The sequence below is a fragment of the Allobacillus salarius genome (assembly GCF_007559425.1).
GTDB classification, from domain to species: domain Bacteria; phylum Bacillota; class Bacilli; order Bacillales; family Alkalibacillaceae; genus Allobacillus; species Allobacillus salarius.
On sequence record NZ_VMHE01000002.1, the window covers coordinates 95,238 to 120,392 of the forward strand.

27 protein-coding genes are annotated in these 25,155 nt (G+C 39.1%); 24 read left to right on the top strand and 3 right to left on the bottom strand.

Annotated elements, in window-relative coordinates:
- Position 1: 1 nt before the first annotated feature.
- On the bottom strand, positions 2-637 hold the full coding sequence (gene trhA / locus FPQ13_RS02425) for a PAQR family membrane homeostasis protein TrhA (RefSeq protein WP_144087719.1): 636 nt from the start codon (positions 635-637) through the stop codon (positions 2-4).
- A gap of 21 nt (positions 638-658) precedes the next feature.
- Positions 659-1,858, bottom strand: coding sequence for an iron-containing alcohol dehydrogenase (locus tag FPQ13_RS02430; RefSeq protein WP_144087720.1), 1,200 nt, complete (start codon positions 1,856-1,858; stop codon positions 659-661).
- A 154-nt stretch (positions 1,859-2,012) separates the two neighbouring features.
- Between FPQ13_RS02430 and ylqF the strand changes: the two genes are divergently transcribed.
- The 7 genes from ylqF (at position 2,013) to dprA (ending at position 9,077) form a co-directional block, all read left to right on the top strand.
- Complete coding sequence (gene ylqF, locus FPQ13_RS02435) at positions 2,013-2,861, top strand: ribosome biogenesis GTPase YlqF (protein ID WP_144087721.1); 849 nt, start codon at positions 2,013-2,015, stop codon at positions 2,859-2,861.
- A 56-nt stretch (positions 2,862-2,917) separates the two neighbouring features.
- Positions 2,918-3,691, top strand: a complete 774-nt coding sequence (locus FPQ13_RS02440; protein WP_246065311.1) for a ribonuclease HII — start codon at positions 2,918-2,920, stop codon at positions 3,689-3,691.
- Between the two features lie 12 nt (positions 3,692-3,703).
- Entirely contained in the window at positions 3,704-5,566 is a 1,863-nt protein-coding gene (locus tag FPQ13_RS02445) for a hypothetical protein (protein ID WP_144087722.1), read from the top strand.
- 8 nt (positions 5,567-5,574) lie between these two features.
- Positions 5,575-5,847: an EscU/YscU/HrcU family type III secretion system export apparatus switch protein gene (locus FPQ13_RS02450; protein WP_246065313.1), complete on the top strand. Its 273-nt coding sequence runs from the start codon at positions 5,575-5,577 to the stop codon at positions 5,845-5,847.
- A 98-nt stretch (positions 5,848-5,945) separates the two neighbouring features.
- Positions 5,946-7,106 (top strand): ADP-forming succinate--CoA ligase subunit beta, encoded by a 1,161-nt coding sequence (gene sucC, locus FPQ13_RS02455; protein WP_144087724.1) that lies wholly within the window; start codon positions 5,946-5,948, stop codon positions 7,104-7,106.
- Between the two features lie 16 nt (positions 7,107-7,122).
- Positions 7,123-8,028 carry a succinate--CoA ligase subunit alpha gene (gene sucD / locus FPQ13_RS02460; RefSeq protein WP_144087725.1) on the top strand — a complete coding sequence of 302 codons (906 nt, stop codon included), beginning with the start codon at positions 7,123-7,125 and terminating at the stop codon, positions 8,026-8,028.
- A gap of 170 nt (positions 8,029-8,198) precedes the next feature.
- Positions 8,199-9,077 carry a DNA-processing protein DprA gene (gene dprA / locus FPQ13_RS02465; RefSeq protein ID WP_144087726.1) on the top strand — a complete coding sequence of 293 codons (879 nt, stop codon included), beginning with the start codon at positions 8,199-8,201 and terminating at the stop codon, positions 9,075-9,077.
- Between the two features lie 115 nt (positions 9,078-9,192).
- Here the strand turns inward: dprA and FPQ13_RS02470 are convergent, their stop codons facing one another.
- Complete coding sequence (locus FPQ13_RS02470) at positions 9,193-9,381, bottom strand: hypothetical protein (RefSeq protein ID WP_144087727.1); 189 nt, start codon at positions 9,379-9,381, stop codon at positions 9,193-9,195.
- A gap of 180 nt (positions 9,382-9,561) precedes the next feature.
- On the opposite strand from FPQ13_RS02470, the gene topA reads away from it, so the two are divergent.
- The 17 genes from topA (at position 9,562) to FPQ13_RS02555 (ending at position 25,123) form a co-directional block, all read left to right on the top strand.
- Complete coding sequence (topA, locus tag FPQ13_RS02475) at positions 9,562-11,634, top strand: type I DNA topoisomerase (RefSeq protein WP_144087728.1); 2,073 nt, start codon at positions 9,562-9,564, stop codon at positions 11,632-11,634.
- 402 nt (positions 11,635-12,036) lie between these two features.
- Positions 12,037-12,936: a tyrosine recombinase XerC gene (gene xerC / locus FPQ13_RS02480; protein ID WP_144087729.1), complete on the top strand. Its 900-nt coding sequence runs from the start codon at positions 12,037-12,039 to the stop codon at positions 12,934-12,936.
- A 22-nt stretch (positions 12,937-12,958) separates the two neighbouring features.
- Positions 12,959-13,516: an ATP-dependent protease subunit HslV gene (gene hslV / locus FPQ13_RS02485; RefSeq protein ID WP_144087730.1), complete on the top strand. Its 558-nt coding sequence runs from the start codon at positions 12,959-12,961 to the stop codon at positions 13,514-13,516.
- 3 nt (positions 13,517-13,519) lie between these two features.
- A complete protein-coding gene (gene hslU, locus FPQ13_RS02490; RefSeq protein ID WP_144087731.1) occupies positions 13,520-14,911 on the top strand; it encodes an ATP-dependent protease ATPase subunit HslU in 1,392 nt (463 codons plus the stop codon).
- 19 nt (positions 14,912-14,930) lie between these two features.
- Positions 14,931-15,710: a GTP-sensing pleiotropic transcriptional regulator CodY gene (gene codY, locus FPQ13_RS02495; protein ID WP_144087732.1), complete on the top strand. Its 780-nt coding sequence runs from the start codon at positions 14,931-14,933 to the stop codon at positions 15,708-15,710.
- 338 nt (positions 15,711-16,048) lie between these two features.
- The gene (gene flgB, locus FPQ13_RS02500) at positions 16,049-16,438 is read left to right on the top strand and encodes a flagellar basal body rod protein FlgB (RefSeq protein WP_144087733.1); all 390 of its coding nucleotides are present in this window, start codon (positions 16,049-16,051) and stop codon (positions 16,436-16,438) included.
- A 2-nt stretch (positions 16,439-16,440) separates the two neighbouring features.
- Positions 16,441-16,899 carry a flagellar basal body rod protein FlgC gene (gene flgC, locus FPQ13_RS02505; protein ID WP_144087734.1) on the top strand — a complete coding sequence of 153 codons (459 nt, stop codon included), beginning with the start codon at positions 16,441-16,443 and terminating at the stop codon, positions 16,897-16,899.
- Positions 16,900-16,958: 59 nt separating this feature from the next.
- Entirely contained in the window at positions 16,959-17,237 is a 279-nt protein-coding gene (fliE, locus tag FPQ13_RS02510; RefSeq protein ID WP_144087867.1) for a flagellar hook-basal body complex protein FliE, read from the top strand.
- An 80-nt stretch (positions 17,238-17,317) separates the two neighbouring features.
- Positions 17,318-18,895, top strand: coding sequence for a flagellar basal-body MS-ring/collar protein FliF (fliF, locus tag FPQ13_RS02515; RefSeq protein WP_144087735.1), 1,578 nt, complete (start codon positions 17,318-17,320; stop codon positions 18,893-18,895).
- Between the two features lie 12 nt (positions 18,896-18,907).
- Positions 18,908-19,921 carry a flagellar motor switch protein FliG gene (fliG, locus tag FPQ13_RS02520; RefSeq protein ID WP_186279523.1) on the top strand — a complete coding sequence of 338 codons (1,014 nt, stop codon included), beginning with the start codon at positions 18,908-18,910 and terminating at the stop codon, positions 19,919-19,921.
- Positions 19,914-20,684 (top strand): flagellar assembly protein FliH, encoded by a 771-nt coding sequence (gene fliH, locus FPQ13_RS02525; RefSeq protein ID WP_186279524.1) that lies wholly within the window; start codon positions 19,914-19,916, stop codon positions 20,682-20,684. The genes fliG and fliH overlap by 8 nt, the downstream gene beginning before the upstream one ends.
- Positions 20,674-21,984 carry a flagellar protein export ATPase FliI gene (gene fliI, locus FPQ13_RS02530; protein WP_144087738.1) on the top strand — a complete coding sequence of 437 codons (1,311 nt, stop codon included), beginning with the start codon at positions 20,674-20,676 and terminating at the stop codon, positions 21,982-21,984. Before fliH ends, fliI begins: the two co-directional genes overlap by 11 nt.
- Before the next feature lie 5 nt (positions 21,985-21,989).
- Complete coding sequence (gene fliJ, locus FPQ13_RS02535; protein WP_186279525.1) at positions 21,990-22,430, top strand: flagellar export protein FliJ; 441 nt, start codon at positions 21,990-21,992, stop codon at positions 22,428-22,430.
- Positions 22,431-22,444: 14 nt separating this feature from the next.
- Entirely contained in the window at positions 22,445-23,011 is a 567-nt protein-coding gene (locus tag FPQ13_RS02540; protein WP_186279526.1) for a magnesium transporter MgtE N-terminal domain-containing protein, read from the top strand.
- 50 nt (positions 23,012-23,061) lie between these two features.
- A complete protein-coding gene (locus FPQ13_RS02545) occupies positions 23,062-24,297 on the top strand; it encodes a flagellar hook-length control protein FliK (RefSeq protein ID WP_144087741.1) in 1,236 nt (411 codons plus the stop codon).
- 3 nt (positions 24,298-24,300) lie between these two features.
- Positions 24,301-24,756 (top strand): flagellar hook assembly protein FlgD, encoded by a 456-nt coding sequence (flgD, locus tag FPQ13_RS02550; protein ID WP_144087742.1) that lies wholly within the window; start codon positions 24,301-24,303, stop codon positions 24,754-24,756.
- The gene (locus FPQ13_RS02555; protein WP_144087743.1) at positions 24,746-25,123 is read left to right on the top strand and encodes a TIGR02530 family flagellar biosynthesis protein; all 378 of its coding nucleotides are present in this window, start codon (positions 24,746-24,748) and stop codon (positions 25,121-25,123) included. The genes flgD and FPQ13_RS02555 overlap by 11 nt, the downstream gene beginning before the upstream one ends.
- The last annotated feature ends 32 nt before the right edge of the window (positions 25,124-25,155 follow it).

Here is a 25,155-nt window from a genome sequence, read left to right on the forward strand (position 1 = left end):
TTTAAATTAAAGTAGCTACTGAAAAGAAGTGTGTAATCGATCCGGCTAGGACGAATAAATGCCATAAAGCATGGTGGTATTTAAAACCTCTCCACATATAGAAAATAGCACCAACTGTATAAAGAAGTCCTCCTGCGACAAGAAGCTGCATCCCGCTAGTGGTCATATAAGCTGAGAGTGGACTCCATGCTAAGACAATTAGCCATCCCATCAAAATATAAAGCAACGTAGACACATGCATGAATCTTTTTACGAAAAAGATCTTAAAGACTGTCCCTGCAATCGCAAGACCCCAAACAATTCCAAACAGTGTCCAGCCGAGACCACCTTTTACGGCAATTAAAACGAACGGGGTGTACGTTCCGGCTATAAAAAAATAAATAGACGAATGATCTAAAATCTCAAAGACATTTTTAACCCGTCCAGGTCGTAAACTGTGTAGCAATGTTGATGAGGTATAGAGAACGATTGCTGACGCGCCAAAAATTGAAAATGTGACGACATGCCAAGCCGTTCCATTAATTGCTGCAATAATGACTAATAAGACCAACGCGGCAGCACTGAGTAAGATGCCAATGCCGTGGGTGATCGCATTGACCACTTCTTCTTTTTTTGTAAATGTGTGTGTTGCATCCATGGTGAACCATTCCTTTCTCGGTTACCCACTAATGGCTTTATACAACTGCTCAAAATCCTTTTTCGTAAATGTTTTAGGGACAGGGTATAAAGGGTTTGCTTCCCGGTGGGCACGGGCAATCATTTGTGGTAAATCTTCCGTTTTAATTTCTGAGAAATGATCAGGAATATGCATTCGATGATTCAATCGTTTAATTTCCTCAATAAAGCGGTTAGCTTTTTCATCAATTGGATCGGTGTGTTCGCTAACTTGTATAAGTTCTGATAGTTCTGCGAGTTGTTCATAGACTATTTCTCCATAGTATTGTAACACATATGGCAGGATAATAGCATTCGACAGCCCATGAGGCGTGTTGTAAAATGCGCTTAACGTATGAGCAATTGCGTGCACATTACCGACATAAGAGCGGGTAAATGCAAAACCAGCCAAGTACGATGCATCGAGCATGTTTTTTCTTGCTTCAAGGTTACTTCCATCTTGATAAGCCAGATATAGATTTTCAAAGATTAATTTTATTGCTTTTTTGCTGGCTTCCCGTGTTTCAGCTGTTGTACTTTTTCCTATATAAACTTCGATGGCATGTGTTAAAGCGTCCATCCCAGTGGTTGCTGTTAAGTGTGGTGGTAAATTCTTCGTTAACACTGGGTCTAACACAGCAACATCTGGAATCAATACGGGGTCCATGATTGGATATTTCTCTTTGCTGTCTGGATCTGAAATAACTGCAGCTAAAGTCGCTTCACTACCTGTTCCGGCGGTTGTTGGCACAGCAATGAGGAAGCTTGTTTTCTTTCGGATTTTCATCAATCCACGCATATTGGCAAGTGGTAGATTAGGCTTTGCTAATTTTGCTAAAACGGCTTTCGCGCAATCAATCGGTGAACCACCTCCAAATGCAACAATGGCTTCACAATGATTTTCCTTATACATAGTATATGCTTCTTCGATATTTGTGATTGTTGGATTTGGAACCGTTCCATCATAGATGAATGCAGCAATATTATTTGTTTCCAATTGTTGAAGAAAACGATCCATTAATCCAACTTTTAAAATTTCTTGATCAGTTATCACGAATACACGTTCCATTTTATGTTCAATAAGAAACGGAGCAAGTTGATTGATGCTGTTGTATCCAGAGAAAACTCTTGGTTCTCTCCAAGGAAGGAATTTTGAGACGGAGCGCAAGACCATTTGATATGTACGACAATATAGTTGGTACATTCTAAACACCGCTTTCTTCAATTGTTTTCTGAAAAGAATTAATTATTTATCTATTATACACGCCCCCTTTACTGACTAATATAGTTAGGCAAAAGATCTAAAATTCCTTATAATGAAAGAAGTAAGAGTCATGAGAAGATAGGCAGGTGGAAGCATGCAAATTCAATGGTATCCAGGCCATATGGCCAAAGCGAAAAGGGAAGTACAAGAAAAATTAAAGCTTGTTGATTTTGTTATTGAGTTAGTCGATGCAAGAACGCCGATTTCCTCACAAAATCCAATGCTTCAAGAGATTCTTGGAGAGAAACAAAAACTAGTTGTATTAATGAAAAATGACTTAGCTGATCCGAAACTTACAGAGCAATGGGTTCATCATTTTGAAGAGGAAGGCAATATTGCATTATCCGTCGATGTGAATCAGAAAAAAGATATTGAACAGCTCATCCATAAAGCAAAGGATTTAGGTCAAGAAGTCAATGATAAACGTGCCAGTAAAGGAGTGGCACCGCGTGCAATCAGGGCAATGATTATCGGAATCCCGAATGTTGGGAAGTCGACATTGATTAACCGACTGGCGAATAAAAAGCGAGCTGAAGTCGGTGACAAGCCAGGAGTGACGAAAAAACAACAATGGATTAAAATTCGCGGTGAATTTGAACTGTTGGATACACCAGGAATTTTATGGCCGAAATTCGAGGAGGAAGAAGTAGGGTATAAGCTAGCAGCGACTGGGTCCATTAAAGATACAATTCTTCATTTGGATGAAGTTGTCGTTTTTCTACTGAAATTTTTGAAAGAACATTATCCGACTTTGCTTGAAGAAAGATACGGCCTCGATCTATCAGAAGAAGATGTCGTCACTTGGTTTGATGTCATCGGAAAGAAAAGAGGATGCCTCCAAGCTGGCGGTGTTGTCGATTATGAAAAAACATCCGATGTCATTTTACGTGATTTTCGTTCTGGTAAACTTGGAAGAATTACGATGGACCGGCTGCACGTATAAACAAAAAAATAGACTAACCGATATAATCAACAAGAATTCAGTAGTAGGTGAGACCGATGAAAGAAACAAAAGAAACGATCACGATGATTAAAGAAAAACTATTCAGTGACCATGTGTCGGATGAATGGCTTATTCATATTAAAAATGACGAACGTGTTGGTGTTCAAAAACTTCTAGAACAATTTGAAAAAAGACAACTGAAGAAACAAGAATTGAAAAAAGCTTTTTATGAAATGATGCAATATGAAAACAAGTTGAAATCACAAGGGGTGCAGTTAATCGCTGGCATTGATGAAGTCGGACGTGGTCCGATTGCCGGTCCGGTTGTTGCTGCGGCCGTTATTTTACCAGAAGACTTTTATTTACCGGGTTTGACGGACTCCAAGAAACTAAGCGAACAAAAGCGTGAATCCTTTTTAGATGTTATTACGGATCAAGCAATTGCAGTAGGCTTAGGTATAGTAAGTCCGACGGAAATCGATTTGATGAATATCCATCAAGCATCATTGGAAGCAATGAAGCGGGCGGTCCATGAGTTATTGATTCAACCAGAACATCTGTTAATTGACGCGATGAAACTGCCTGATCTCAATTATCCACAAACATCGATCATTAAAGGGGACGCCAAAAGCATCTCAATTGCTGCAGCGAGTGTAGTCGCAAAAGTCACGAGAGACCGTATGATGAAGGATATCGCTTCTGATTATCCAGGTTATGGATTTGAAAAACATATGGGTTATGGAACGAGAGAACATATAGAGGCGTTAAAAACACTCGGCTCAACTCCCTATCATCGGAAGAGCTTTGCCCCTGTAAATCAATTTGTCTAACGGAGGAAAAAAGTGATGCAACCGAATCCAATTAATCAACTTTTTCAATCAATCCGGTTGTCCCGGACGGACTCTTCAAAATTGACCGTTCGGACTGGACAAATACTTCCCGCACGCGTTATTAAGTTCTTACCTGAAAACCGTGCCTTAATGCAAATGAGCGGGAAGCAGATCGTTGGTCAAATTGATACGGAACTTCATGTCAACCAAAGATATTTAATGCAAGTGATGGAAACTTCTCCCGCTATTAAAATGAAAGTTCTATCACAAAAACCGGCAAATGAGCCTGCTGAACGGATCAACGTGTTAATGCAAACGCTCGGTCTAAAGTTAACAAAGGCTGACCAAGCGCTATTGCACGAGTTGATGAAACAACAAATTCCACTGTCGAAGGAATCCCTTGGGCAATTATTTGCATTGGGTAAAAACGATGCACTTTCAACTCGATCGACAATCTTATCAGAGATGTTGCTTCGTAATATGCCGTTGACAGAGCAAGTCTATCAGTCTTTATCTAAGCGTTTGAATCAACCCATATCAATTAACCAAGCCATTCAGCAGCTAGAAAGTCAAATGATGGCAAATAAGCAACAAACCTTGAATCAAATCCAGCTCGCATCCTCGCTGCAATTGTTTCAAAGTGAGCGATCAAGCAACCAAATACTACATACATTCATGTTTCAAGCTTTAAAAGAAGTCGGACGTGGATCTCAGACGACCTTCCAGCTTTTCAAAAAAGCCGGAGTCATTCCTAGTCAAACGAGTTATGCCGAATGGTCAGCACATATTCGGTCATGGGCTACTTCGCAATCGATCAGATTTCAACCGTCTGGCAATCAATTGCTCAATGGTCAGACCCAACCATTTCCTTTTTCAATGACGGGTGAAAAAATCTCGGCAAGTATTCAACAGTTGGCAAGTCAGCAATTAGGCAATTCAAGTAAAAGTCTTCAAACCGTTGTCGATATTTTGCAATCCATTCGAAACAACGGAGCCATCACAAAAGAACAAGTACGGGTCGTTAACAATTTACTGCAAGGAACTTTTCTGGCTAATTTGAAAAAACAACTACCGATGCAGCAAAATACGTTGGACCAATTGACAAATTCTATTCAGCAACAGTCCACTGACGTTGCTGGTTTTCTACGCACAACGAATGGAACACAATTGCTGAACTCATTGACGCACTTACTCGATTTACAAGCAGATGGGGAACAAAGTCGTGCACTTTTATTTTTTAGAGGAATGACGCAGTTATCAAGTGTCAATGCGACCACGGTTATGGCGAAATTGTCGAGCTTTATGGAATTAACTCAAGTGGAGAGTGGGAAAGGGAAGTCGAGTGATTTTCCGAGTATTTTATCACAACTGCAACAAGTGCAAAGTCAGACCTCTTCAACATCTTTCCAAGCAGCGGCTCAGCAAATTCAACAGACGCTTCAAGCGATGCATTTATCAATGGAAGCTAATCGTGATTTTATTCAGTTTAGCGCACAACTTCCAAAAGAAATGCTAGGGCTAAACGAAGATCTTTGGATGGACTTCGAAGGGAAAAAACAAGCAGATGGTACGATTCATCCAGAACAATGTCGAATCATGTTTTATTTAGATCTTCCACATCTAAGCAATATCATTATTGATATGCAAGTGATTAACCGAATGGTCGATGTAACAATCTATCATCAAGACCCTAAATCCATTCGTTCAATCGTACATCATTACGAACAGGATTTACGAAATGGTTTGGAAGGAATTGATTATCAATTCACTGGCCTTCATTTGAAAAAGCTGCAAAGAAAATCGAAAGAGCTTCCAGCAGATGTTTTTTCACCTTCTCCATTAAAACAAGGTGAAGGGATTGATTTTAAAGCATGAGAAAATTTATGCCAAATCGAAAGTCAGCCATCGCTTTACGTTATGACGGTGAAACAGAAGCAGCCCCAAAAGTCATTGCAAAAGGCCAGGGGTTATTAGCTGAAGAAATATTGCAGCGGGCGGCTAGTGAAGATATTCCCGTACACGAAGACCCAGCGCTTATTGAGTTAATGAGTCACTTAAATATTAATGAAAAAATCCCGGAAGAATTATATCAAGCCGTTGCCGAAGTATTCGCTTATATTTATCGAATTGATCAAAAAATGACAAAAACCAAGTAATTTGGCGAATGTTCTTTTGAATGATACAATTTTTTATGTATAATAAGACCAGCATGGTTTTCTTATAGCTAGAGATATTATCGATGGGAGGATGTAACATGAACATTCATGAGTATCAAGCGAAAGAAATTTTCCGCGAGTACAATGTGGCAGTTCCAAATAGTAAAGTAGCTTTTTCTGTTGATGAAGCTGTTGAAGCTGCAAAAGAATTGACGACAGATGTGAAAGTCGTTAAAGCGCAAATCCACGCTGGTGGACGCGGAAAAGCCGGTGGTGTCAAAATCGCCAAAAACATGGATGAAGTGAAGCAATACGCTGACGAAATCCTAGGCAAAACATTGGTGACACACCAAACTGGTCCAGATGGAAAAGAAGTTAAACGTTTATTGATTGAAGAAGGATGCGACATCAAGAATGAATACTATCTAGGTGTTGTCCTTGACCGTGCTACTTCCAGTGTCGTTATGATGGGATCGGAAGAAGGCGGAACGGAAATTGAAGAAGTGGCAGCTGAAACGCCAGAGAAAATTTTTAAAGAGGTTGTTGACCCAGTTGTAGGTCTAAGCCCTTATCAAGCAAGAAGACTTGCATTCAATATGAACATTCCGAAAGAATACGTTGGTAAAGCTGTTAAGTTTATGATGAGCCTTTACAAAGTATTTGTCGAAAAAGATTGTTCAATTGCTGAAATCAACCCACTAGTAACAACTGGTGATGGTGAGGTTATTGCGCTTGATGCGAAATTGAACTTTGATGATAACGCATTATTCCGTCAGAAGGATATTCAAGAGCTACGTGATTTGGATGAAGAAGATGAAAAAGAAATCGAAGCTTCCAAATATGACTTAAGCTATGTAGCATTAGATGGAAATATCGGTTGTATGGTAAACGGCGCTGGTCTTGCGATGTCTACAATGGACATTATCAAGCATTATGGCGGCGAACCGGCTAACTTCCTTGATGTTGGGGGAGGCGCTACAACTGAGAAGGTAACTGAAGCATTCAAGATTATTCTATCTGACCAAAACGTAAAAGGTATTTTTGTCAATATTTTCGGTGGAATCATGAAGTGTGATGTCATCGCTGAAGGTGTTGTTGAAGCAACAAAACAAGTTGGTCTTGAAATGCCACTTGTCGTTCGTTTGGAAGGTACAAACGTCGATCAAGGGAAGAAAATTTTGGATGAATCTGGATTGAATATTACTTCAGCAGAATCAATGGCTGATGGTGCAAATAAAATTGTATCTCTAGTCAAATAAGAAAGGACGGTCGAACATGAGCGTATATGTAAACAAAGATACAAAAGTTATTGTTCAAGGGATCACAGGCTCTACAGCCCTTTTTCATACGAAACAAATGCTTGAATATGGTACAAAAGTTGTCGGCGGTACTTCACCAGGTAAAGGTGGACAAGAAGTAGAAGGTGTGCCAGTCTTCAATACTGTTGAAGAAGCGGTTAAAGAAACAGGTGCAAATGCTTCTGTCATTTACGTGCCGGCTCCATTCGCAGCGGATGCAATTCTAGAAGCTGTAGACGCTGAATTGGATTTGGTTATTTGTATTACTGAACACATTCCTGTTTTGGATATGGTTAAAGTTAAAAGAGCGATGGAAGGTTCGAAAACTCGTCTTGTCGGACCGAACTGCCCAGGTGTGATCACGCCAGATGAATCTAAAATCGGTATCATGCCAGGCTACATCCACAAAAAAGGCCACATCGGCGTCGTATCTCGTTCTGGTACATTGACTTATGAAGCGGTTCATCAGCTTTCAACAGAAGGCTATGGTCAATCTACAGCGGTCGGTATCGGTGGAGACCCAGTTAACGGAACAGATTTCATTGACGTACTAAAAGCTTTCAATGAAGACCCAGAAACAGAGGCAGTTGTCATGATTGGTGAAATCGGCGGAACAGCTGAAGAAGAAGCTGCTGAGTGGGTGAAAGCGAATATGACGAAGCCAGTCGTCGGATTCATTGGTGGTGCAACAGCTCCTCCAGGAAAACGTATGGGCCACGCTGGTGCGATTATCTCTGGCGGTAAAGGTACAGCAGATGAGAAAAAACGCATTATGAAAGAAAGCGGTATTGCTGTAGCTGAAACACCAGCAGATATTGGTGAAACAATGATTAAAGTTCTTGAAGAAAAAGGACTTGCCAAAAAATGTAAAACGGTTCAATAAGTAATTAGGTTGAGTCCAGATGAATCGTCTGGGCTCAACTATTATTCTACGAAATAACCTTCAACCTTCCCCAGCATTTACTAATCCAAGTTTTATAGATTACAATCACAAGCGTATTTTGTGTTTTATTAAAATTAAATAATACCTACTCTCAAAGGAGCCACTGTTCAATGCAAATAAACCCCTCATTTGAACTGTTCCATTTGCTATCTCATCCAAAAATAACACGAAAGAAAGTGCAAAATTATTTATTGACAGACCCTTCACTTGAACGATTGCATTCACTTCATTGGAGAGACCTCATTCAACCACTTCAATTGACATCCTCTGAAGCCCAATCACTATATGAACACTTCCAAAATCGTCTTCAACGACAAAGATCCGCTCGCCAATTTAACCTGTTACGCCCGATAACGATTTATGACCCGAATTATCCACATTCTTTAGCTACGATTCCAGATCCCCCGTTAATCCTTTATGCACGCGGTAATCGCGAGCTTCTTTGTGGTAATCATTTAAGTGTGATCGGTTCAAGAAAACCGTCCCCCTCCGCTAAAAATAAAATTAACTTATTACTACCACCACTCATCAAGCAATCTGTCACAATTGTCAGTGGCCTTGCTTATGGAATCGATGGAATGAGCCATCAATTGACATTAGATCAACAAGGGAAAACCATTGCTGTTTTAGCTTTTGGATTTAATCATATTTATCCGAAGGCCCATACGGCATTGTATCGAACAATTGAGAGACACGGATTGTTGTTAACCGAGTATCCACCTGATATGAAGCCGAATCGTTGGCATTTTCCTGAACGAAATCGTATTATTAGCGGACTAAGTCGAGCAACATTGATTATTGAAGCCACTAAACGTAGTGGGACAATGATCACTGCAGACCAGGCACTTGAGCAAGGAAAGGATGTTTTTGTTGTTCCTGATTCAATTTTCTTGCCAGAAGCAGAAGGTTGCCTTAAGCTTTTGCAGGAGGGAGCAATCCCTATTACAAACCCGCAAGACTTATTAGATTGGTGGAATAAAATTAATTAAGAATTTTCATGAAAATAACCAAAAAATGAAAAATCGGTTTGACAAACAGGTAGAAAGTATTTAATAATGAATGAGATTTATCATCAAAGAAAATCAAAGTACTCATACAATAGAATCAATCATTCAAATTCTCTGTTTGTTGATGGCCATTGAGCAAATGGTACGAGCCGCCGATAAATCGAGTGGAGCCGCCGATAAATGCAACGAACCCGCCGATAAATCGAGTAGAGCCGTCGATAAATACAGCGAACCCGCCGATAAATCGAATGAAGCCGCCAATAAGTGAAATGAGCCCATCGATCAAACAAGAAAAGCTATCAATAAGATGAATTCAACCTAATAGGCTGCGTAGAGCCACTTGAAAAACGGAATCATCTGCTGATCAGCAGACTAGAATCGATGAATAAATGGGCTGGACGTCCTATAGAGACAGTTTGAATGAATGTAAATCAAAAATAGAAAACCTCGCAGGAGGACTGAATATATGTCGGATTATTTAGTGATCGTCGAATCACCGGCGAAAGCAAAAACAATTGAACGCTATTTAGGAAAGAAGTATAAAGTAAAGGCTTCAATGGGGCACGTTATTGATTTGCCTAAAAGTCAAATAGGTGTCGATGTCGATAATGATTTTGAACCACGGTATATTACAATCCGAGGAAAAGGTCCCATTTTAAACGACTTAAAGAAGTCAGCCAAGAAGGCGAAAAAAGTCTATCTTGCTGCCGACCCCGATCGTGAAGGGGAAGCAATTGCATGGCACTTGGCTAATAGTTTAGGCATAGGTGAGGATGAAGCCTGCCGTGTCGTTTTTAATGAAATTACAAAAGACGCAGTAAAGGATTCATTTAAAGAGCCAAGGTCGATCAACATGGATCTTGTGAATGCTCAGCAGGCAAGACGTGTACTGGACCGACTTGTCGGATACAATATTAGTCCATTACTTTGGAAAAAGATTAAAAAAGGATTAAGTGCAGGACGGGTTCAGTCTGTTGCAGTCAAGCTGATTATCGACCGTGAGAATGAGATCAATAATTTCACACCTGAAGAATATTGGTCAATCGAAGCTGAATTTTCCCATAACGGTGAAACATTTAAAGCGAAGTTTTACGGAGTGGATGGGAAAAAGAAAGAGCTAAAATCAAGAGAAGATGTCGATCAAATATTGAAGCAGTTGAACGGAAAAGATTTTACAGTCGATCAAGTGAACAAGCGTGAGCGAAGAAGAAATCCTTCCTTACCATTCACTACATCATCATTACAGCAGGAAGCATTCCGAAAATTGAACTTCCGTGCAAAGAAAACTATGATGATCGCTCAACAATTGTACGAAGGAATCGATCTTGGTGGTCGAGAGGGTACGACTGGTTTGATTACCTATATGCGTACAGACTCGACGCGGATTTCGGATACGGCAAAAGATGAAGCAATAAACTTAATTCAAAGTAAGTACGGTGAGGAATACCTCGGTAAATCTCGGGCGAAGAAAACACAACAAAAAACACAAGACGCACACGAAGCGATTCGGCCGACAGTTGTCTCTAAAGAACCATTAGCGATTAAACCGAAACTATCAAATGATCAATACAAACTATATAAGTTGATCTGGGAACGCTTTGTAGCCAGCCAAATGGCACCAGCAGTACTAGACACTGTCACAGTGCACTTGTTGAATAACGATGTCGAGTTCCGTGCTTCTGGCTCCCAAGTGAAGTTTAAAGGCTTTATGAAGGTATATGTAGAAGGTACGGACGATCAGAAAAAGGATGAGCAAAAATTACTTCCGGAATTGGAAGAAGGAAGCCATTCAACAGCGAGTCAGATTGAGCCGGAACAACACTTCACACAGCCACCTCCAAGATATACTGAAGCAAGACTTGTGAAGACAATGGAGGAAAAAGGAATAGGACGACCATCAACTTATGCGCCTACGTTGGATACAATCCAGCGCCGTGGATACGTCAAATTGGAAAACAAGCGATTTATCCCGACAGAGCTTGGTGAAATCATCAATGATTTATTAGAAGAATATTTTCCAGAGATTGTTGATATCGAGTTTACGGTGAACATGGAAAATGATTTGGATGGTATCGAAGACGGTGACAAAAAATGGCGTCGTGTAGTCGGTCAATTCTACGAAGGCTTTGAGAAACGTCTAGAAAAAGCTGAAGAAGAAATTGAAAAAGTTGAAATTAAAGATGAGCCTGCAGGAATCAACTGTGAGAAATGCGGCCATGAAATGGTTTATAAAATGGGCCGCTATGGAAAGTTCTTAGCATGCTCCAACTTCCCTGATTGTCGTAACACGAAGCCGATTCTTAAAGAAATTGGGGTAACGTGTCCGAAATGTGAAAAAGGGCAAGTCGTCGAACGTAAAAGTAAGAAACGAAGAACATTTTACGGTTGTGATCGATTCCCAGAATGTGATTTTGTATCATGGGATAAACCAATCGATCGCCCTTGTCCAAAATGTGAGTCATTATTGGTAGAAAAGAAACAGAAAAAAGGTACACAAATAACGTGTACGAATTGCGATTACAAAGAAGGTGTGCAATAATCACCTCATACTGTTCCTTCCCTGGGATTCCAGTGTAGGAACAGTGTTTTTTTGGTTAATAATACCTATTTTTAGAAAAATAAGTCGGTTTTGTGATTAAATTTTATCTAAATTGTGAAAAGTGTATAGAGAGAGTTTGTTTAAATTGACACACAATTCACATTCCTATAGAATTACTCAGTGGTAAGAAGTTTTCCTTTACATCATAAACAAAGAGAAAACTTATTATTTAAGGATTTACATGAAATAGATACTGGGTAGCACAGATTATTTATCACCAATTATTGTTGATTGATTTGCTTCTAAATTCAACAAATTTGTGAAGACAACGTGTTAATTGTTGAATAATTTAAAAAATTTTGATAAGATTTAAACGATTTAAATAAGAAAGTGTGACGATCCATGATATTTGGACAATGGGTTAAAGCGTTTGAAGATTATATGCGTGTAGAAAAAAACACATCTAAGTTGACGATTCAACAATACGTAACGGATATTAAGCAATTTGAACAGTTTCTAAGTGCAGAGTCAATCGATGAAATCAATCGAATTACTCATGTGGAAATTCGTTTGTATTTAACGACGTTATATCGAGAAAAGTTATCAAAAAAATCGGTTTCGAGAAAATTGTCTGGCTTACGCTCTTTCTTTAACTATTTGGAAAAAGAAGAAGTTGTCGAACAAAATCCTTTTCTATATGTCTCCATGCCAAAATTGGATAAGAAAATACCTCAGTTTTTTTATGATGAGGAAATGGAACAATTGTTCACGGCTGAAGATGGTATGACGCCGATAAGTCAACGAAACCGAGCAATTTTAGAAGTACTCTATGCAACTGGCATTCGTGTGACTGAACTCGTTGGTTTAAAAATCGGTGATGTTGATTTTACAGCTGGCCTCCTTCTCGTTTTCGGAAAAGGTCAGAAACAAAGATACGTGCCTTTTGGTTCATTCGCTGAGATGGAATTAAAAAAATATCTTAATGAATCAAGGCCAAAACTTCAGAGTAAATCACAGAACGAAAGTAATGTGGTGTTTTTGAATCATCTAGGTGAGCCTATAACCGATCGCGGAATTCGGTATGTTTTAAATCGTATGCTTAAAAAAGCTGCCTTGACTTCAAAAATTCACCCGCATAAGTTACGTCACTCATTTGCAACGCACTTATTGAATCAAGGTGCAGATATGAGGTCTGTACAGGAGTTGTTGGGTCATGAAAGTCTATCATCTACCCAAGTATATACCCATGTGACAAAGGATTATCTGAAGAGAATTTATGATAATGCACATCCAAGAGCGTAATTGAAATATAGGAGTGATAAATATGTCACAAGAATTTCATGCAACAACGATTTTTGCCGTTCGACATAATGGAAAGGCAGCGATGAGCGGTGATGGACAGGTGACACTCGGAAATGCAGTCGTGATGAAGCACACTGCCCGTAAAGTTAGAAAAATACATAACGGAAAAGTATTAGCCGGATTTGCCGGATCGGTTGCTGATGCATTTACGTTATTCGAGAAATTTGAGGCGTACCTTGAAAAGTATGAAGGAAATCTTCAACGTTCAGCAGTCGAACTCGCCAAAGAGTGGAGAAGTGACAAAGTTCTCCGTAAACTTGAAGCGATGCTCATTGTTATGGATCTTGAAAACATGTTACTAGTATCAGGTACTGGGGAAGTGATTGAGCCTGATGATGATATCCTGGCAATTGGCTCCGGTGGAAACTTTGCATTAAGTGCTGGTCGTGCCTTGAAACGTTATGGAAATATTGATGATGCTGAAAACATCGCTAAATCAGCATTAGAGATTGCAAGTGAAATTTGTGTTTTTACAAACGATCAAATCGTCGTTGAAACACTTGGCGGAAAAGGAGAATGATGAATGAGTAAGACGGCGACCCCAAAAGAAATTGTAAGTCAGTTAAATAAATACATCATTGGCCAAGAAGATGCAAAAAAAGCATTAGCAGTTGCTCTTCGTAATCGATACCGCCGAATGCGGCTTCCAAACGAGTTGAAAGAAGAAATCGTACCGAAAAACATCTTGATGATCGGTCCTACAGGTGTAGGAAAAACAGAATTGGCAAGGCGACTTGCTAAGCTTGTCCATGCACCTTTTGTTAAAGTCGAGGCTACTAAGTTTACCGAGGTTGGTTACGTCGGGCGAGATGTTGAATCGATGGTTCGTGACTTAGTGGATATGAGTGTTCGTATGGTAAAAGAACAAAAAATGATCGAAGTTCAAGAAGAAGCAAGAGAGCAAGCAAACCGCCGACTTGTGAAACTACTTGTGCCTGAGAAGAAAAAGAAGTCAAACGTATCCAATCCTTTCGAGATGTTGTTTAGTCAACAGCAAAATCAGGAAACGCAAGAACATGAGGAAGAAGATAGTGAAGTGGCGGATAAACGTAAACGGATTAAACATCAATTGGAACTTGGTGAGTTAGAAAACCAAATGGTCACGATTCAAGTCGAAGAACAAACGCCATCCATGTTTGACGCACTACAAGGTTCAGGCATGGAACAAATGGGTATGAACATGCAAGACGCATTTAGCCAAATGCTTCCAAAGAAAAAGAAAAAACGCAGACTGCCTGTGAAGGAAGCAAGAGAAATTTTGACTCATGAAGAGGCGCAAAAGTTAATTGATATGGATGAAGTTCACCAAAAAGCAATCGAACATGCAGAACAATCGGGAATTATCTTCATCGATGAGATCGATAAAGTATGTGGCAAAGATGATCAGCAAGCAGGAGTTTCCCGAGAAGGTGTCCAACGAGACATTTTACCAATTGTAGAAGGCGGAACAATCGTTACGAAATACGGCACTGTTAAAACTGACTATATGCTCTTCATTGCTGCGGGAGCTTTTCATATGGCGAAACCTTCTGATTTAATTCCTGAATTACAGGGAAGATTTCCAATAAGAGTCGAATTGAACAAGCTCGCCACTGAAGATTTTATCAATATTTTGAAAGAACCATCAAATGCGTTAATCAAACAGTATACCGCTTTGTTGGGAACCGAGGATATAAAGTTAGAATTTACGGATGAAGCGATCAAACGAATCGCGGAAATCGCCTATGAAGTCAACCAGGAGACAGATAATATTGGAGCAAGAAGGCTTCATACAATCATGGAAAAGCTGCTAGAAGATCTATCTTATGAAGCGCCAGACATCACGATGGAAAAAATCGAGATTACCGAAAACTATGTTGATGAAAAGCTAACAACCATTGTTAAAAACAAAGACTTATCACAATACATTTTATAAAATTTAGGAGGATGTAAAGATGAAATCATTATTAGAAAGAACACGAGTCATCAATCAAATGTTACAGAAAACACAAGGAAACGCGGTGAACTTCAATGACATGGCGGGTACTTTAAAAGATGTCATTGATTCAAACGTCTATGTAGTAAGTCGTAAAGGGAAATTATTAGGGTATGCAATCAAAGAAGAGATTGAGAATAGCCGAATGAAACAAATGCTTGAAGAAAGACAATTCCCTGAAGAATACACAAGTAACTTATTCAATATCCAAGAAACAACTTCCAATATTGATATCGACAGTGAGTACACTGCATTTCCTGTTGAGAACAAAGATTTGTTTAAACAAGGGTTAACGACAATTGTTCCAATTCTTGGTGGAGCAGAACGACTAGGAACGTTGATTTTGGCAAGAGTAGAAGAATCTTTTGAAGATGACGATCTCTTACTTGGTGAATATGGTGCAACGGTTGTAGGAATGGAAATATTACACCAGAAAGCTGAAGAAATTGAGGAAGAGGCTCGTAGTAAAGCAGTTGTTCAAATGGCGATTAATTCCCTTTCTTACAGTGAACTAGAAGCTATCGAGCACATTTTTAAAGAGCTAGATGGTAAAGAGGGATTGTTGGTCGCAAGTAAAATTGCTGACCGCGTAGGTATTACACGTTCCGTTATCGTTAACGCTTTACGTAAATTGGAAAGTGCTGGAGTCATTGAATCTCGTTCACTAGGTATGAAGGGTACGTATATTAAAGTATTGAACGATAAATTTTTAAATGAGCTTGAAAAGAAAACGATGTAATAAACGTACGATAAAATACCCCTTGAGTCACTTTAATGACTCAAGGGGTATTTTTTGTATAAAATCACAAAACGATAAATAGATTTATTTTCTTTTTCAATTGACCTACTGGCTATGAATTCATTTTGATTTGGACCATAAACAAAGATTCGAAGTCATCTTATTAATAAATAAAATCTTTATATAGAACTTTTGGTTTATTTTTATCGAAATACTAGGAAAGTTTTGGGCATAATATGTCTTTAAGCACCGATTTATGTAATAATAAAGTAATTGAATTGTAAAGATTGTCGATTGGTTTTGGATTCATAGATATTTGGTCGAAAGAGGAGAATCTGATGAAGCTATTTAATAATACGTTTAATCACTTGGCACAAGGTCTAGATTATGCATCAACAAAAAATAAAGTCATTGCCAATAATATTGCGAATGTGGATACGCCCAATTATAAAGCAAAGAAGGTATCTTTCCATTCCCAATTAGAACAAGAACAATCGAAATTAGAGACGTTGAGGACTCATCCGAAACATATACCTTTCAATCGACAATCATCAACGATAAAAATTACACAAAATCAAAACCATACATATAACCATAATGGCAATAGTGTGGATCTAGATAAGGAAATGGCTGAATTATCGAAAAACCAACTTTATTATGAAGCATTGACTGAACGGATTAATGGAAAATTTAATTCAATCCGTACAGTACTCGGTGGAGGTCGTTAATTATGGGGATGTTCGATGGAATTAATATTAGTGGAAGTGCGTTGACTGCAAATCGGTTCAAAATGGATGTACACGCTGATAATATTGCAAATCAACAAACAACAAGAGCACAATTGAATGAAGCTGGGGAATGGGAGCCATATCGCAGAAAGATCGTTACCCAAGCAGCTAAAGGCGAGCAATTTAATCAATTTTTACATAAAGCGATCGGAAAGCAAAACATAAGCACAGGAAAAGGTGTCTCAATCCACTCGGTTAATGATGACCCGACACCATTCGAGCCAGTTTACAACCCAGATCACCCTGATGCCAACGATGAAGGTTATGTGATGATGCCTAACGTCGATCCGCTGAAGGAAATGATGGGGATGATGACAGCCAGCCGTGCGTATGAAGCAAACGTAACGGCATTGAATGCTTCAAAAGGCATCTTGATGAAGTCATTAGAAATCGGTAAATAAGGGGGACTTAAATGATGGATCCAATCCAACTATCTGCATTACAGCAAGCGAATAACCCGATGAAGCTAGCCATGTCACGTGGAGAGAAAAGTAACAATGTTTCTACTGCCGAAGCGAAAGACCAGTTTGCAGAGCAATTAAAAAATGCGATTAACCACGTGAATGATTTACAAACAAAATCGGATATAAAAACAAATCAATTAGTTCGTGGGGAAGATGTAGACTTGCACGATGTGATGATTACAGCACAAAAAGCAGGTGTAACGCTACAAGCCGCTACAGAAATTCAAAACAAAGTGATTGAGGCATACAGAGAAGTTATGCGAATGCAAATCTAATCTTATAATCTAGCAAAAGTCTAAGTAAAATCGATCCAGAATAGATAGATAGAGAGATTTATGGAAGTTGGGGGACAAAAATGAATCAATCCATTCAACGCTTTCGTGAGCAGTTGACCGAGAGATGGAAAAGTAGTTCAAATTCACAAAAAACATGGGTGATTGGTGGACTATCGATATTTATCCTTCTCATCATCATACTTACATACTTTATGACATCGACGAAAATGACGCCTTTGTATAGCAACTTGTCACATCAAGAAGTTGGACAATTAAAAGCAGAGTTAGATGAACGAGGTATTACATACGAATTGACAGATGGCGGAACATCAATTCTCGTTCCCGAAGAACAATCTGACTCATTGTTAGTAGACTTTGCTTCACAAGGTATCCCGAACAGCGGAAATATCGATTACTCGTTTTTTTCCGAAAATGTTTCTTGGGGTATGACGGATGAAGAACGACAAATCATTGAAGTCGATGCATTACAAACAGAGTTAGCAAGCTTAATTGAGAATATTGACGGAATTAACCAAGCAAAAGTATTAATCAATCGTGCAAATAAAACGATATTTGTTGGAGAAGAAATGCAGGATTCATCTGCATCAATCGTGTTGGAGACCGACTTTGGTTATAACTTTTCAGAAAGCCAAGTGAGAGGGCTATATCATCTAGTATCCAAAGCTGTTCCAAATCTCCCTACAGATAATATCGTCATCATGGACCAAAACTTTAACTATTTAGACATAAATAATTCAACAAATGGTTATGGCAATACATACGTGCAGAATCAAGAAGTTAAAGAGCAGGTAGAAAAAGACATCCAACGTCGTGTCCAACGTCTACTCGGAACGATGATCGGTCAAGACAAAGTTGTCGTATCAGTAACAACGGATATTGATTTTACCCAAGAAAATCGAATCGAAGAGTTAGTCGAACCGGTAGATCTTGAAAACATGGAAGGATTACCTGTGAGCGTTGACCGGATAACAGAAACATATACAGGTAATGACGGTGCTCCTTTAGTTGAGGGAGATACAGATATTCCTGAGCTCCAAGGAATTGAAGAGGGCGACGGACAATCAGAATATGAAATGGTTCGTGAAACGATTAACAATGAGTTTAACCGAATCCAAAAAGAGATTGTCGAGAGTCCTTATGAAGTGCGTGATATTGGGATCCAGGTTGCAGTTGATAACTCTACGATCGAAAACGGTGAAACTGTTACATTGTCAGCGGCAGAACAAACAGCAGTTGAAGAAGATATTCAATCCATTCTTTCTTCGATTGTGAACACATCGATATCAGCAGATGTCGAGGTCGAGGAGCCATTAAATAATATATCTGTCGTATTTCAAGAGTTTTCGAGACAAGGAAGTTTTGAATCTCCAAAAACCGGCATTCCAACATGGTTATATATTGTTGGTGGTATTTTGATTATTGCTATTCTATTACTTTTATTTTTATTATACCGCAATAAAAATGAAGAGGAAGTTGTGGAGGAAGTATATCAAGAAGAAATTCCCGACCTTGAAGATTTCAAGATTGAAGAGAAGCAAACAGAATCAACTGCAAAAAGAAAACAGCTTGAACAGCTCGCAAAAGATCAACCAGATGAATTCGCTAAATTATTAAGAAGCTGGATTTCAGAGGATTAGGGGGAGTCTATATTGGTAACGCAGAAAAAAGAGTTGACAGGTAAGCAAAAAGCTGCTGCATTGCTGATCTCCATTGGTCCAGATATTTCAGCACAAGTATATAAGCACTTGACCGAAGAAGAAATTGAGCAGCTAACATTAGAAATTTCATCCGTCAAAAAAGTAGACCCAGCACAAAAAGAAGAGATTTTAGATCAGTTTCACCAAATCGCTCTTGCGCAAAATTATATATCACAAGGTGGAATTGGGTATGCGAAAACCGTTTTGGAGAAAGCATTGGGAGAAAATGAAGCTTCCAAGATTCTTTCACGGTTAACGACTAATTTGCAGGTTCGACCATTTGATTTTGCAAGACGAGCGGATCCAACTCAAATATACAATTTCATTCAACATGAACACCCACAAACAATCGCTCTCGTGTTGTCTTACTTAGAATCAGAGCAAGCTTCTCAAATTCTATCGGAATTACCGGATGACAAGCAGGCTGATATTGCTCGACGAATTGCGATTATGGATTCAACGGCGCCTGATATCATTGAAGAAGTTGAACAATTACTTGAGAAGAACTTATCATCCACTGTCACGCAAGACTACTCGGAAACAGGTGGTGTTGAATCAATCGTCCAAATATTAAATGGTGTCGATCGATCAACAGAGCGTACGATTTTGGATGAACTAGAAATTCGTGATCCAGAGTTGGCAGAAGAAATCAAAACACGAATGTTTGTATTTGAAGACATAGTCACTTTAGACAACCGAGCCATTCAGCGTGTTATTCGAGATGTAGAGAATCAGGATTTAATCATGTCATTGAAAGTAGCTAGTGAAGAAGTGAAAGACCTCGTATTTCAAAATATGTCTCAACGAATGTCCGAAACGATTCGAGATGAAATCGAATATATGGGCCCTGTTCGTTTGAAGGATGTTGAAGAAGCGCAAATGAGAATTGTTGGCACGATTCGACGACTAGAGGATATGGGCGAAATAGTCATTGCACGAGGCGGGGGAGATGACATCATTGTCTAATGTTTTTCGTTATCTGTCAGATAAACAGCTTACAGGAAGACCGATTCAAATCGGTACGTTTCAAGAGTCAATCCATGATTCGAACATAGAGAAAGAATTACCTTATCAAGAACAAGTCAATCAAAAGCAAGCTTCTGCAGAAGAGATTATCGAACAAGCAAAGCAGCGGGCGGAACAATTACTAGCCGAGGCAAAGCAAGATGCGGAGCGACTACACGAAGAAGCCCAAATTTCTATCCAGCAGGCACATCAGGAAGCAAAGCAAATTGGTTATGAAGAGGGAAAAAAGGAAGGTCTTGGACTTGCGAAGGAAGAATACCAATCGCTAATTGACCAGGCAAACGAAGTCGTTAAACAAACGAAAGCTTCATATCTTAAAAAGCTTTCTGATGCAGAAGAAGACTTATTAACGTTATCTGTAGAAATTGCTGAGAAAATTATTCACGAAACATTTGAATCGGACGAGGAGCGTTTTATTCAGCTTGTGAAGCAGACTGTCAATGAAGTTTCAGATCAACCAGAAGTACATGTCTATGTTCACCCGGAAACCTACCATCTCGTTACAAATCAACGGGAAGAGTTAGAAGCGATTTTATCAGGTAAGGGACAGCTCAGTGTTTTCTTGAATGAAGAACTCTCAACTTATGCTTGCTTGATCGAATCTCCTTTTGGAAAAATCGATTCTAGTGTTGATAAGCAATTAAGTAAGGTGAAAGAAAAATTGCTGCAGCTAGTGAAGGAGAGTCAACAACGTGGAAGTTAAGCGATTCGTTGAGGCACTACATAAAATTGATCCGATTGTACGATATGGAAAAGTATACCGAAATGTAGGCTTGTTAATTGAATCTAAAGGACCTGCAGTTAACATCGGAGAAGTTTGTTATATCCATTCTGCCACGAATGAGAAGGAGCCGATTCTGGCAGAAGTTGTCGGTTTCCAAAACGAGCATGTGTTATTAATGCCGTATGAACAAACAAATCAGATTGGTCCAGGTAGTTTAGTAGAGTCCTTTAACCGGTCACTGACAGTAAAAGTTGGCGAAGGTTTGGTTGGTCAAGTGTTGGATGGTTTAGGCAATCCATTGGATGGATCTAATTTATCAAGTGACTTTATACCTTATGAAACAGAACAAGAACCACTTAACCCACTGGCCAGACCACCAATCGACAAAGTATTATCGACTGGAATTAAAGCGATTGACACGTGTATGACAGTCGGTAGAGGTCAACGTTTAGGGATTTTTGCGGGAAGTGGTGTTGGTAAAAGCACGTTGCTCGGAATGTTAGCACGTAATAGTGATGCTGATATTAACGTATTTGCCCTTCTTGGAGAACGCGGTAGAGAAGTGAGAGAGTTTATTGAGCAAGAATTGGGTCCAGAAGGATTGGCTAAATCTATTGTCGTTGTTGCAACCTCCGACCAACCAGCTTTACAGCGGATTCGAGGAGCGTATACAGCAACAGCTATTAGTGAATTTTTCCGAGATCAAGGATTTCACGTCAATTTAATGATGGACTCATTAACTAGAATCGCAATGGCTCAACGTGAAGTCGGGTTGGCTAGTGGTGAACCACCAACGACAAAAGGTTACCCACCGAGTGTATTTGCCATGTTACCGAAGTTATTGGAACGAACAGGAACTGGTGAAATTGGAAGCATTACCGCTTTTTACACCGTATTGGTCGACGGTGATGATATGGATGAACCGATTGCTGATGCGGTTAGAGGTTTGTTAGACGGACACTTGGTTTTAGATCGTCGACTTGCTGAGCAAGGCCAATATCCAGCAATTAACGTTCTTAAGTCAGTCAGTCGTCTCATTCAAAAAATCGCAGAAGATGAACATCTTGAACTGGCTAAAAAGCTACGTTCTCTGTTAGCTACATATGAGGAAAATAAAGAGCTGATTCAAATTGGCGCATATAAAAAAGGGTCTTCTGCGAAGGTAGATGAAGCGATCTACTACTATCCGGAAATTATGTCATTTCTTGAACAAAACATCAATGAAGATAGCAATCTTACACAATCACTGAGCGAACTTAGCCGAATCTTGAAAGGTTGATGATTATGAACACAATACACTCGATTGAAAAGATTTGTCATATTCGCGAAAAAGAAGTGAATGAAGCACAAGCACAGTATCAACGGGCAATCGATTATTTTGAAGAACAGGCGACACAGCTTTTCCAATTGTTAAAAAAGAAAGAGATGCTCCAAGAGCAATTTGACAATCGACTGAAAGAACGAGTAACGGTTACATACATACACACAATGCATGATTCGATTCAGCGGATTGAAACAGAAGAAAAAGCACTGCAATCAAAGGTGCACCAGGCACGAGTCAACATGGAACAAAAAGAGAAACAACTGAAAGAAGCTCATTTTGAAATGAAAAAGATAGAAAAGCTCTTTCAACTTAAAAAAGAAGAACTAAAAGAGTTTGCAAAGAAAAAAGAAGCTGATTTCATGGATGAAATTTCTGTGCAACAATACTTCCGTACGAGATAGGTGATGTTATGGCTATGAATGCCAATGAAGAGAAAAAAACAGGTAAGTTGCAATGGATTCTGTTCGTAATTGTCATTCCAATTATCTTCGCCATTGTAATGTTATTGATCGTATTGTCTGTAATGGGAATGAATCCTATCAATCAACTGAAAGAAGCGCCAATTGTTGCTTCTTTCGTAGATTCAAAAGATGAAGAAATCCTGCAATCCCAATTGGACGAAATACAGAAAGAAAGTAATAACAAGAATACACAAATAGAAAACCTACAAAGTCAAGTTAGTCAAAAAGAAGCTAAGATCGAAGAACTAGAAAACGAGATTGCTGATTTGAATGTTGAATTGGAACGTAGAGAAGAAACACTATTGACTGAAGAAGAAGCAATCAAAAAAATGTCCAATTCATTCTCAGGCATTGAACCGAAAATTGCAGCTGAAATTATTATAGAGATGGAAGAACAAGTTGCCCTGAAGCTATTAGAGCAAATGAGCGATGATGAGCGCGGTAAAGTGTTAGGAGCAATGAATCCGGAACAGGCAGCAAGCTATACGGACTCACTAATTGAACGAAAAAGCGCAGAATAACTTAATTTAACAACGTTAATTGATATAACGCTTTGAAAGGGGGTGAAAAAATGAATGGCGCTATGATGCTACAAGCTATGCCACAAGTCAACCAATTGCTGGACAGAGTATCTGGAAAATCCATGTTGTCAAATCAAGAAGGGGATTTTGCCAAGTTACTTGAAGGGATCGCTGGAAAAGTATCTACAGAAGAAGGTATGAAGCTTACCGAAGAAGATTCTTTGGTAGAAATAGAAACAATGTTACAAAAACTGTTAGGGTTGCTTTCCTCAGAAGAAGAACTGGAATCCAAACTATCTGATTGGTTGCGAACATTTACCGAATCAATGAACATGTCTGAAGAAAATCTAGAAGGTTTACTAGAGGGTTCATCCGCCCCGTCACTTGATCAAATCGGTTTGGTGTTAACTGACCTGTATCGTTCAATCACGTCACATCATCAAGCTTCAGCGGAATCCTCCAAAGGATTAGAAGCATTGTTGTCCCAATCAAGCAATGGAATGAATGGTCTGAAAAGTATAATTGAAAATGTTTTATTCCAATTAGTTCAACAAAAAAATCAGCAACTACAATCAAATGAACTGAATAATCAACAAAACAGAGTAACATCGAATGTATGGCAACAACTCGTTTCAGGTGAACAAGTAACTCAAGCACAGACCACAACAGAATTTGCGAAAGAATTAATGCGGTTATCGAGTAACGGTGATACAGATAAACCTATTATGAACTGGGCACATGCCATTACAGGAACACTTTCGAAATCACCAGCTAACAAGCCATTAGATTCTGTTGAGCAACTAGGCAACTTAATGAGGAATGTTAACTTAAACAGTTCACAAATTGTTAAACAAAGCATACCGCTTCAAGGAAATTCGCAACAAATGATGAATCAAATTGAGCAAATGATCCTATCAACGCGATTTGCCAGGCCGGGTGGCATGACGCAACTAACAGTGCAACTAAAGCCAATGGAGCTCGGCGAAATGATTCTTCGCTTTGTTAAGCAAGATGGAGAAATGACCGTTAAAATAACCGTCATGAGTCAGATGGCGAAAGAAATGGTAGATAAAAATTTACATCAATTAAGACACATGTTCTCACCTCATCAGGTTGTTGTCGAGCGTCAAATGGACGTGCCAAATGAAACAAGCTTCGCTAACTTCAAAGAAAAACAAGAAGAACAGGAAGAACAATCATTTAAACAGCAAGAAAAGACAAGGCAATTAGATGATGAAGAAAGTAATGTGACTTTCCAAGATTATTTATTCGCTGAGGAGGTGTAGAAGATGAAAATCGATCAAAATCTTTATTTGGCGAATCAAACAGCGAGCCAAACGAAACAGTCCGATTTAGGAAAAGATGAATTTTTAAAACTATTGATGGCTCAGTTAAAACACCAAGACCCATTAGACCCTATGGATGACAAGCAGTTTATCTCTCAAATGGCTACGTTTTCACAGTTGGAACAAAGTATAAACATGTCAGAAACAATGAAAACATTGGCCAATCAGCAAAGTCAATCAAATTTCTTAGCTTATTCAAACCTGATCAACAAGGAGATTACATATGCGGTGTATGATTCAACAGGTGAATATACAGGGCAAGAAACAGGTCGGGTACAATCAGTGTCATTTGCCGGAAATGATGTCGTGTTAAAACTAACCAATGAAGATCGAATTGCAGCAAGTCAAGTAATGGAAATTACCCAGTCAGCCAACGAGGTGATTGCAGATGGCGAATAGTAGAATCAATACCATTCATTATCCGACAATTCCACCACAATCGAAGCAAGTACAACAAAAGAAAGCAGTTCAACAATCTTTTCAATCCATCTTGGAAAATCAGACAGCTGAACTCAAAGTGAGTAAACATGCACAAAAACGATTGAATGAACGGAATATTCATATTACGCCGTCGCAGTGGAACGAAATTCACGAAAAAATGCTAGATGCAAAACAAAAAGGCGTAACCGATTCTGTCATCGTAATGAAGGAAGCTGTTTTGGTAGCAAGTACAAAAAACCATACGATTATAACAGCACTTGATCAAAATAACGAAGCAGATCAATTGATTACCAATATTAATGGAACGATTATTATGCCTGATTAACGGCTGGACCGAAAGGAAGCCGAGAATTGCTG

What these genes read in the sequence shown, in the direction of transcription:
- sucD (WP_144087725.1), top strand. Translation starts at nt 7,123, where the DNA reads ATGAGCGTATATGTAAACAAAGATACAAAAGTTATTGTTCAAGGGATC.
- dprA (WP_144087726.1), top strand. Translation starts at nt 8,199, where the DNA reads ATGCAAATAAACCCCTCATTTGAACTGTTCCATTTGCTATCTCATCCA.
- fliF (WP_144087735.1), top strand. Translation starts at nt 17,318, where the DNA reads ATGAATCAATCCATTCAACGCTTTCGTGAGCAGTTGACCGAGAGATGG.
- ylqF (WP_144087721.1), top strand. Translation starts at nt 2,013, where the DNA reads ATGCAAATTCAATGGTATCCAGGCCATATGGCCAAAGCGAAAAGGGAA.
- FPQ13_RS02540 (WP_186279526.1), top strand. Translation starts at nt 22,445, where the DNA reads ATGAATGCCAATGAAGAGAAAAAAACAGGTAAGTTGCAATGGATTCTG.
- fliE (WP_144087867.1), top strand. Translation starts at nt 16,959, where the DNA reads ATGAAGCTAGCCATGTCACGTGGAGAGAAAAGTAACAATGTTTCTACT.
- flgB (WP_144087733.1), top strand. Translation starts at nt 16,049, where the DNA reads ATGAAGCTATTTAATAATACGTTTAATCACTTGGCACAAGGTCTAGAT.
- FPQ13_RS02440 (WP_246065311.1), top strand. Translation starts at nt 2,918, where the DNA reads ATGAAAGAAACAAAAGAAACGATCACGATGATTAAAGAAAAACTATTC.
- FPQ13_RS02430 (WP_144087720.1), bottom strand. Translation starts at nt 1,858, where the DNA reads ATGTACCAACTATATTGTCGTACATATCAAATGGTCTTGCGCTCCGTC.
- hslU (WP_144087731.1), top strand. Translation starts at nt 13,520, where the DNA reads ATGAGTAAGACGGCGACCCCAAAAGAAATTGTAAGTCAGTTAAATAAA.
- flgC (WP_144087734.1), top strand. Translation starts at nt 16,441, where the DNA reads ATGGGGATGTTCGATGGAATTAATATTAGTGGAAGTGCGTTGACTGCA.
- xerC (WP_144087729.1), top strand. Translation starts at nt 12,037, where the DNA reads ATGATATTTGGACAATGGGTTAAAGCGTTTGAAGATTATATGCGTGTA.
- topA (WP_144087728.1), top strand. Translation starts at nt 9,562, where the DNA reads ATGTCGGATTATTTAGTGATCGTCGAATCACCGGCGAAAGCAAAAACA.
- FPQ13_RS02545 (WP_144087741.1), top strand. Translation starts at nt 23,062, where the DNA reads ATGAATGGCGCTATGATGCTACAAGCTATGCCACAAGTCAACCAATTG.
- codY (WP_144087732.1), top strand. Translation starts at nt 14,931, where the DNA reads ATGAAATCATTATTAGAAAGAACACGAGTCATCAATCAAATGTTACAG.
- sucC (WP_144087724.1), top strand. Translation starts at nt 5,946, where the DNA reads ATGAACATTCATGAGTATCAAGCGAAAGAAATTTTCCGCGAGTACAAT.
- FPQ13_RS02555 (WP_144087743.1), top strand. Translation starts at nt 24,746, where the DNA reads ATGGCGAATAGTAGAATCAATACCATTCATTATCCGACAATTCCACCA.
- FPQ13_RS02450 (WP_246065313.1), top strand. Translation starts at nt 5,575, where the DNA reads ATGCCAAATCGAAAGTCAGCCATCGCTTTACGTTATGACGGTGAAACA.
- flgD (WP_144087742.1), top strand. Translation starts at nt 24,301, where the DNA reads ATGAAAATCGATCAAAATCTTTATTTGGCGAATCAAACAGCGAGCCAA.
- trhA (WP_144087719.1), bottom strand. Translation starts at nt 637, where the DNA reads ATGGATGCAACACACACATTTACAAAAAAAGAAGAAGTGGTCAATGCG.
- hslV (WP_144087730.1), top strand. Translation starts at nt 12,959, where the DNA reads ATGTCACAAGAATTTCATGCAACAACGATTTTTGCCGTTCGACATAAT.
- fliJ (WP_186279525.1), top strand. Translation starts at nt 21,990, where the DNA reads ATGAACACAATACACTCGATTGAAAAGATTTGTCATATTCGCGAAAAA.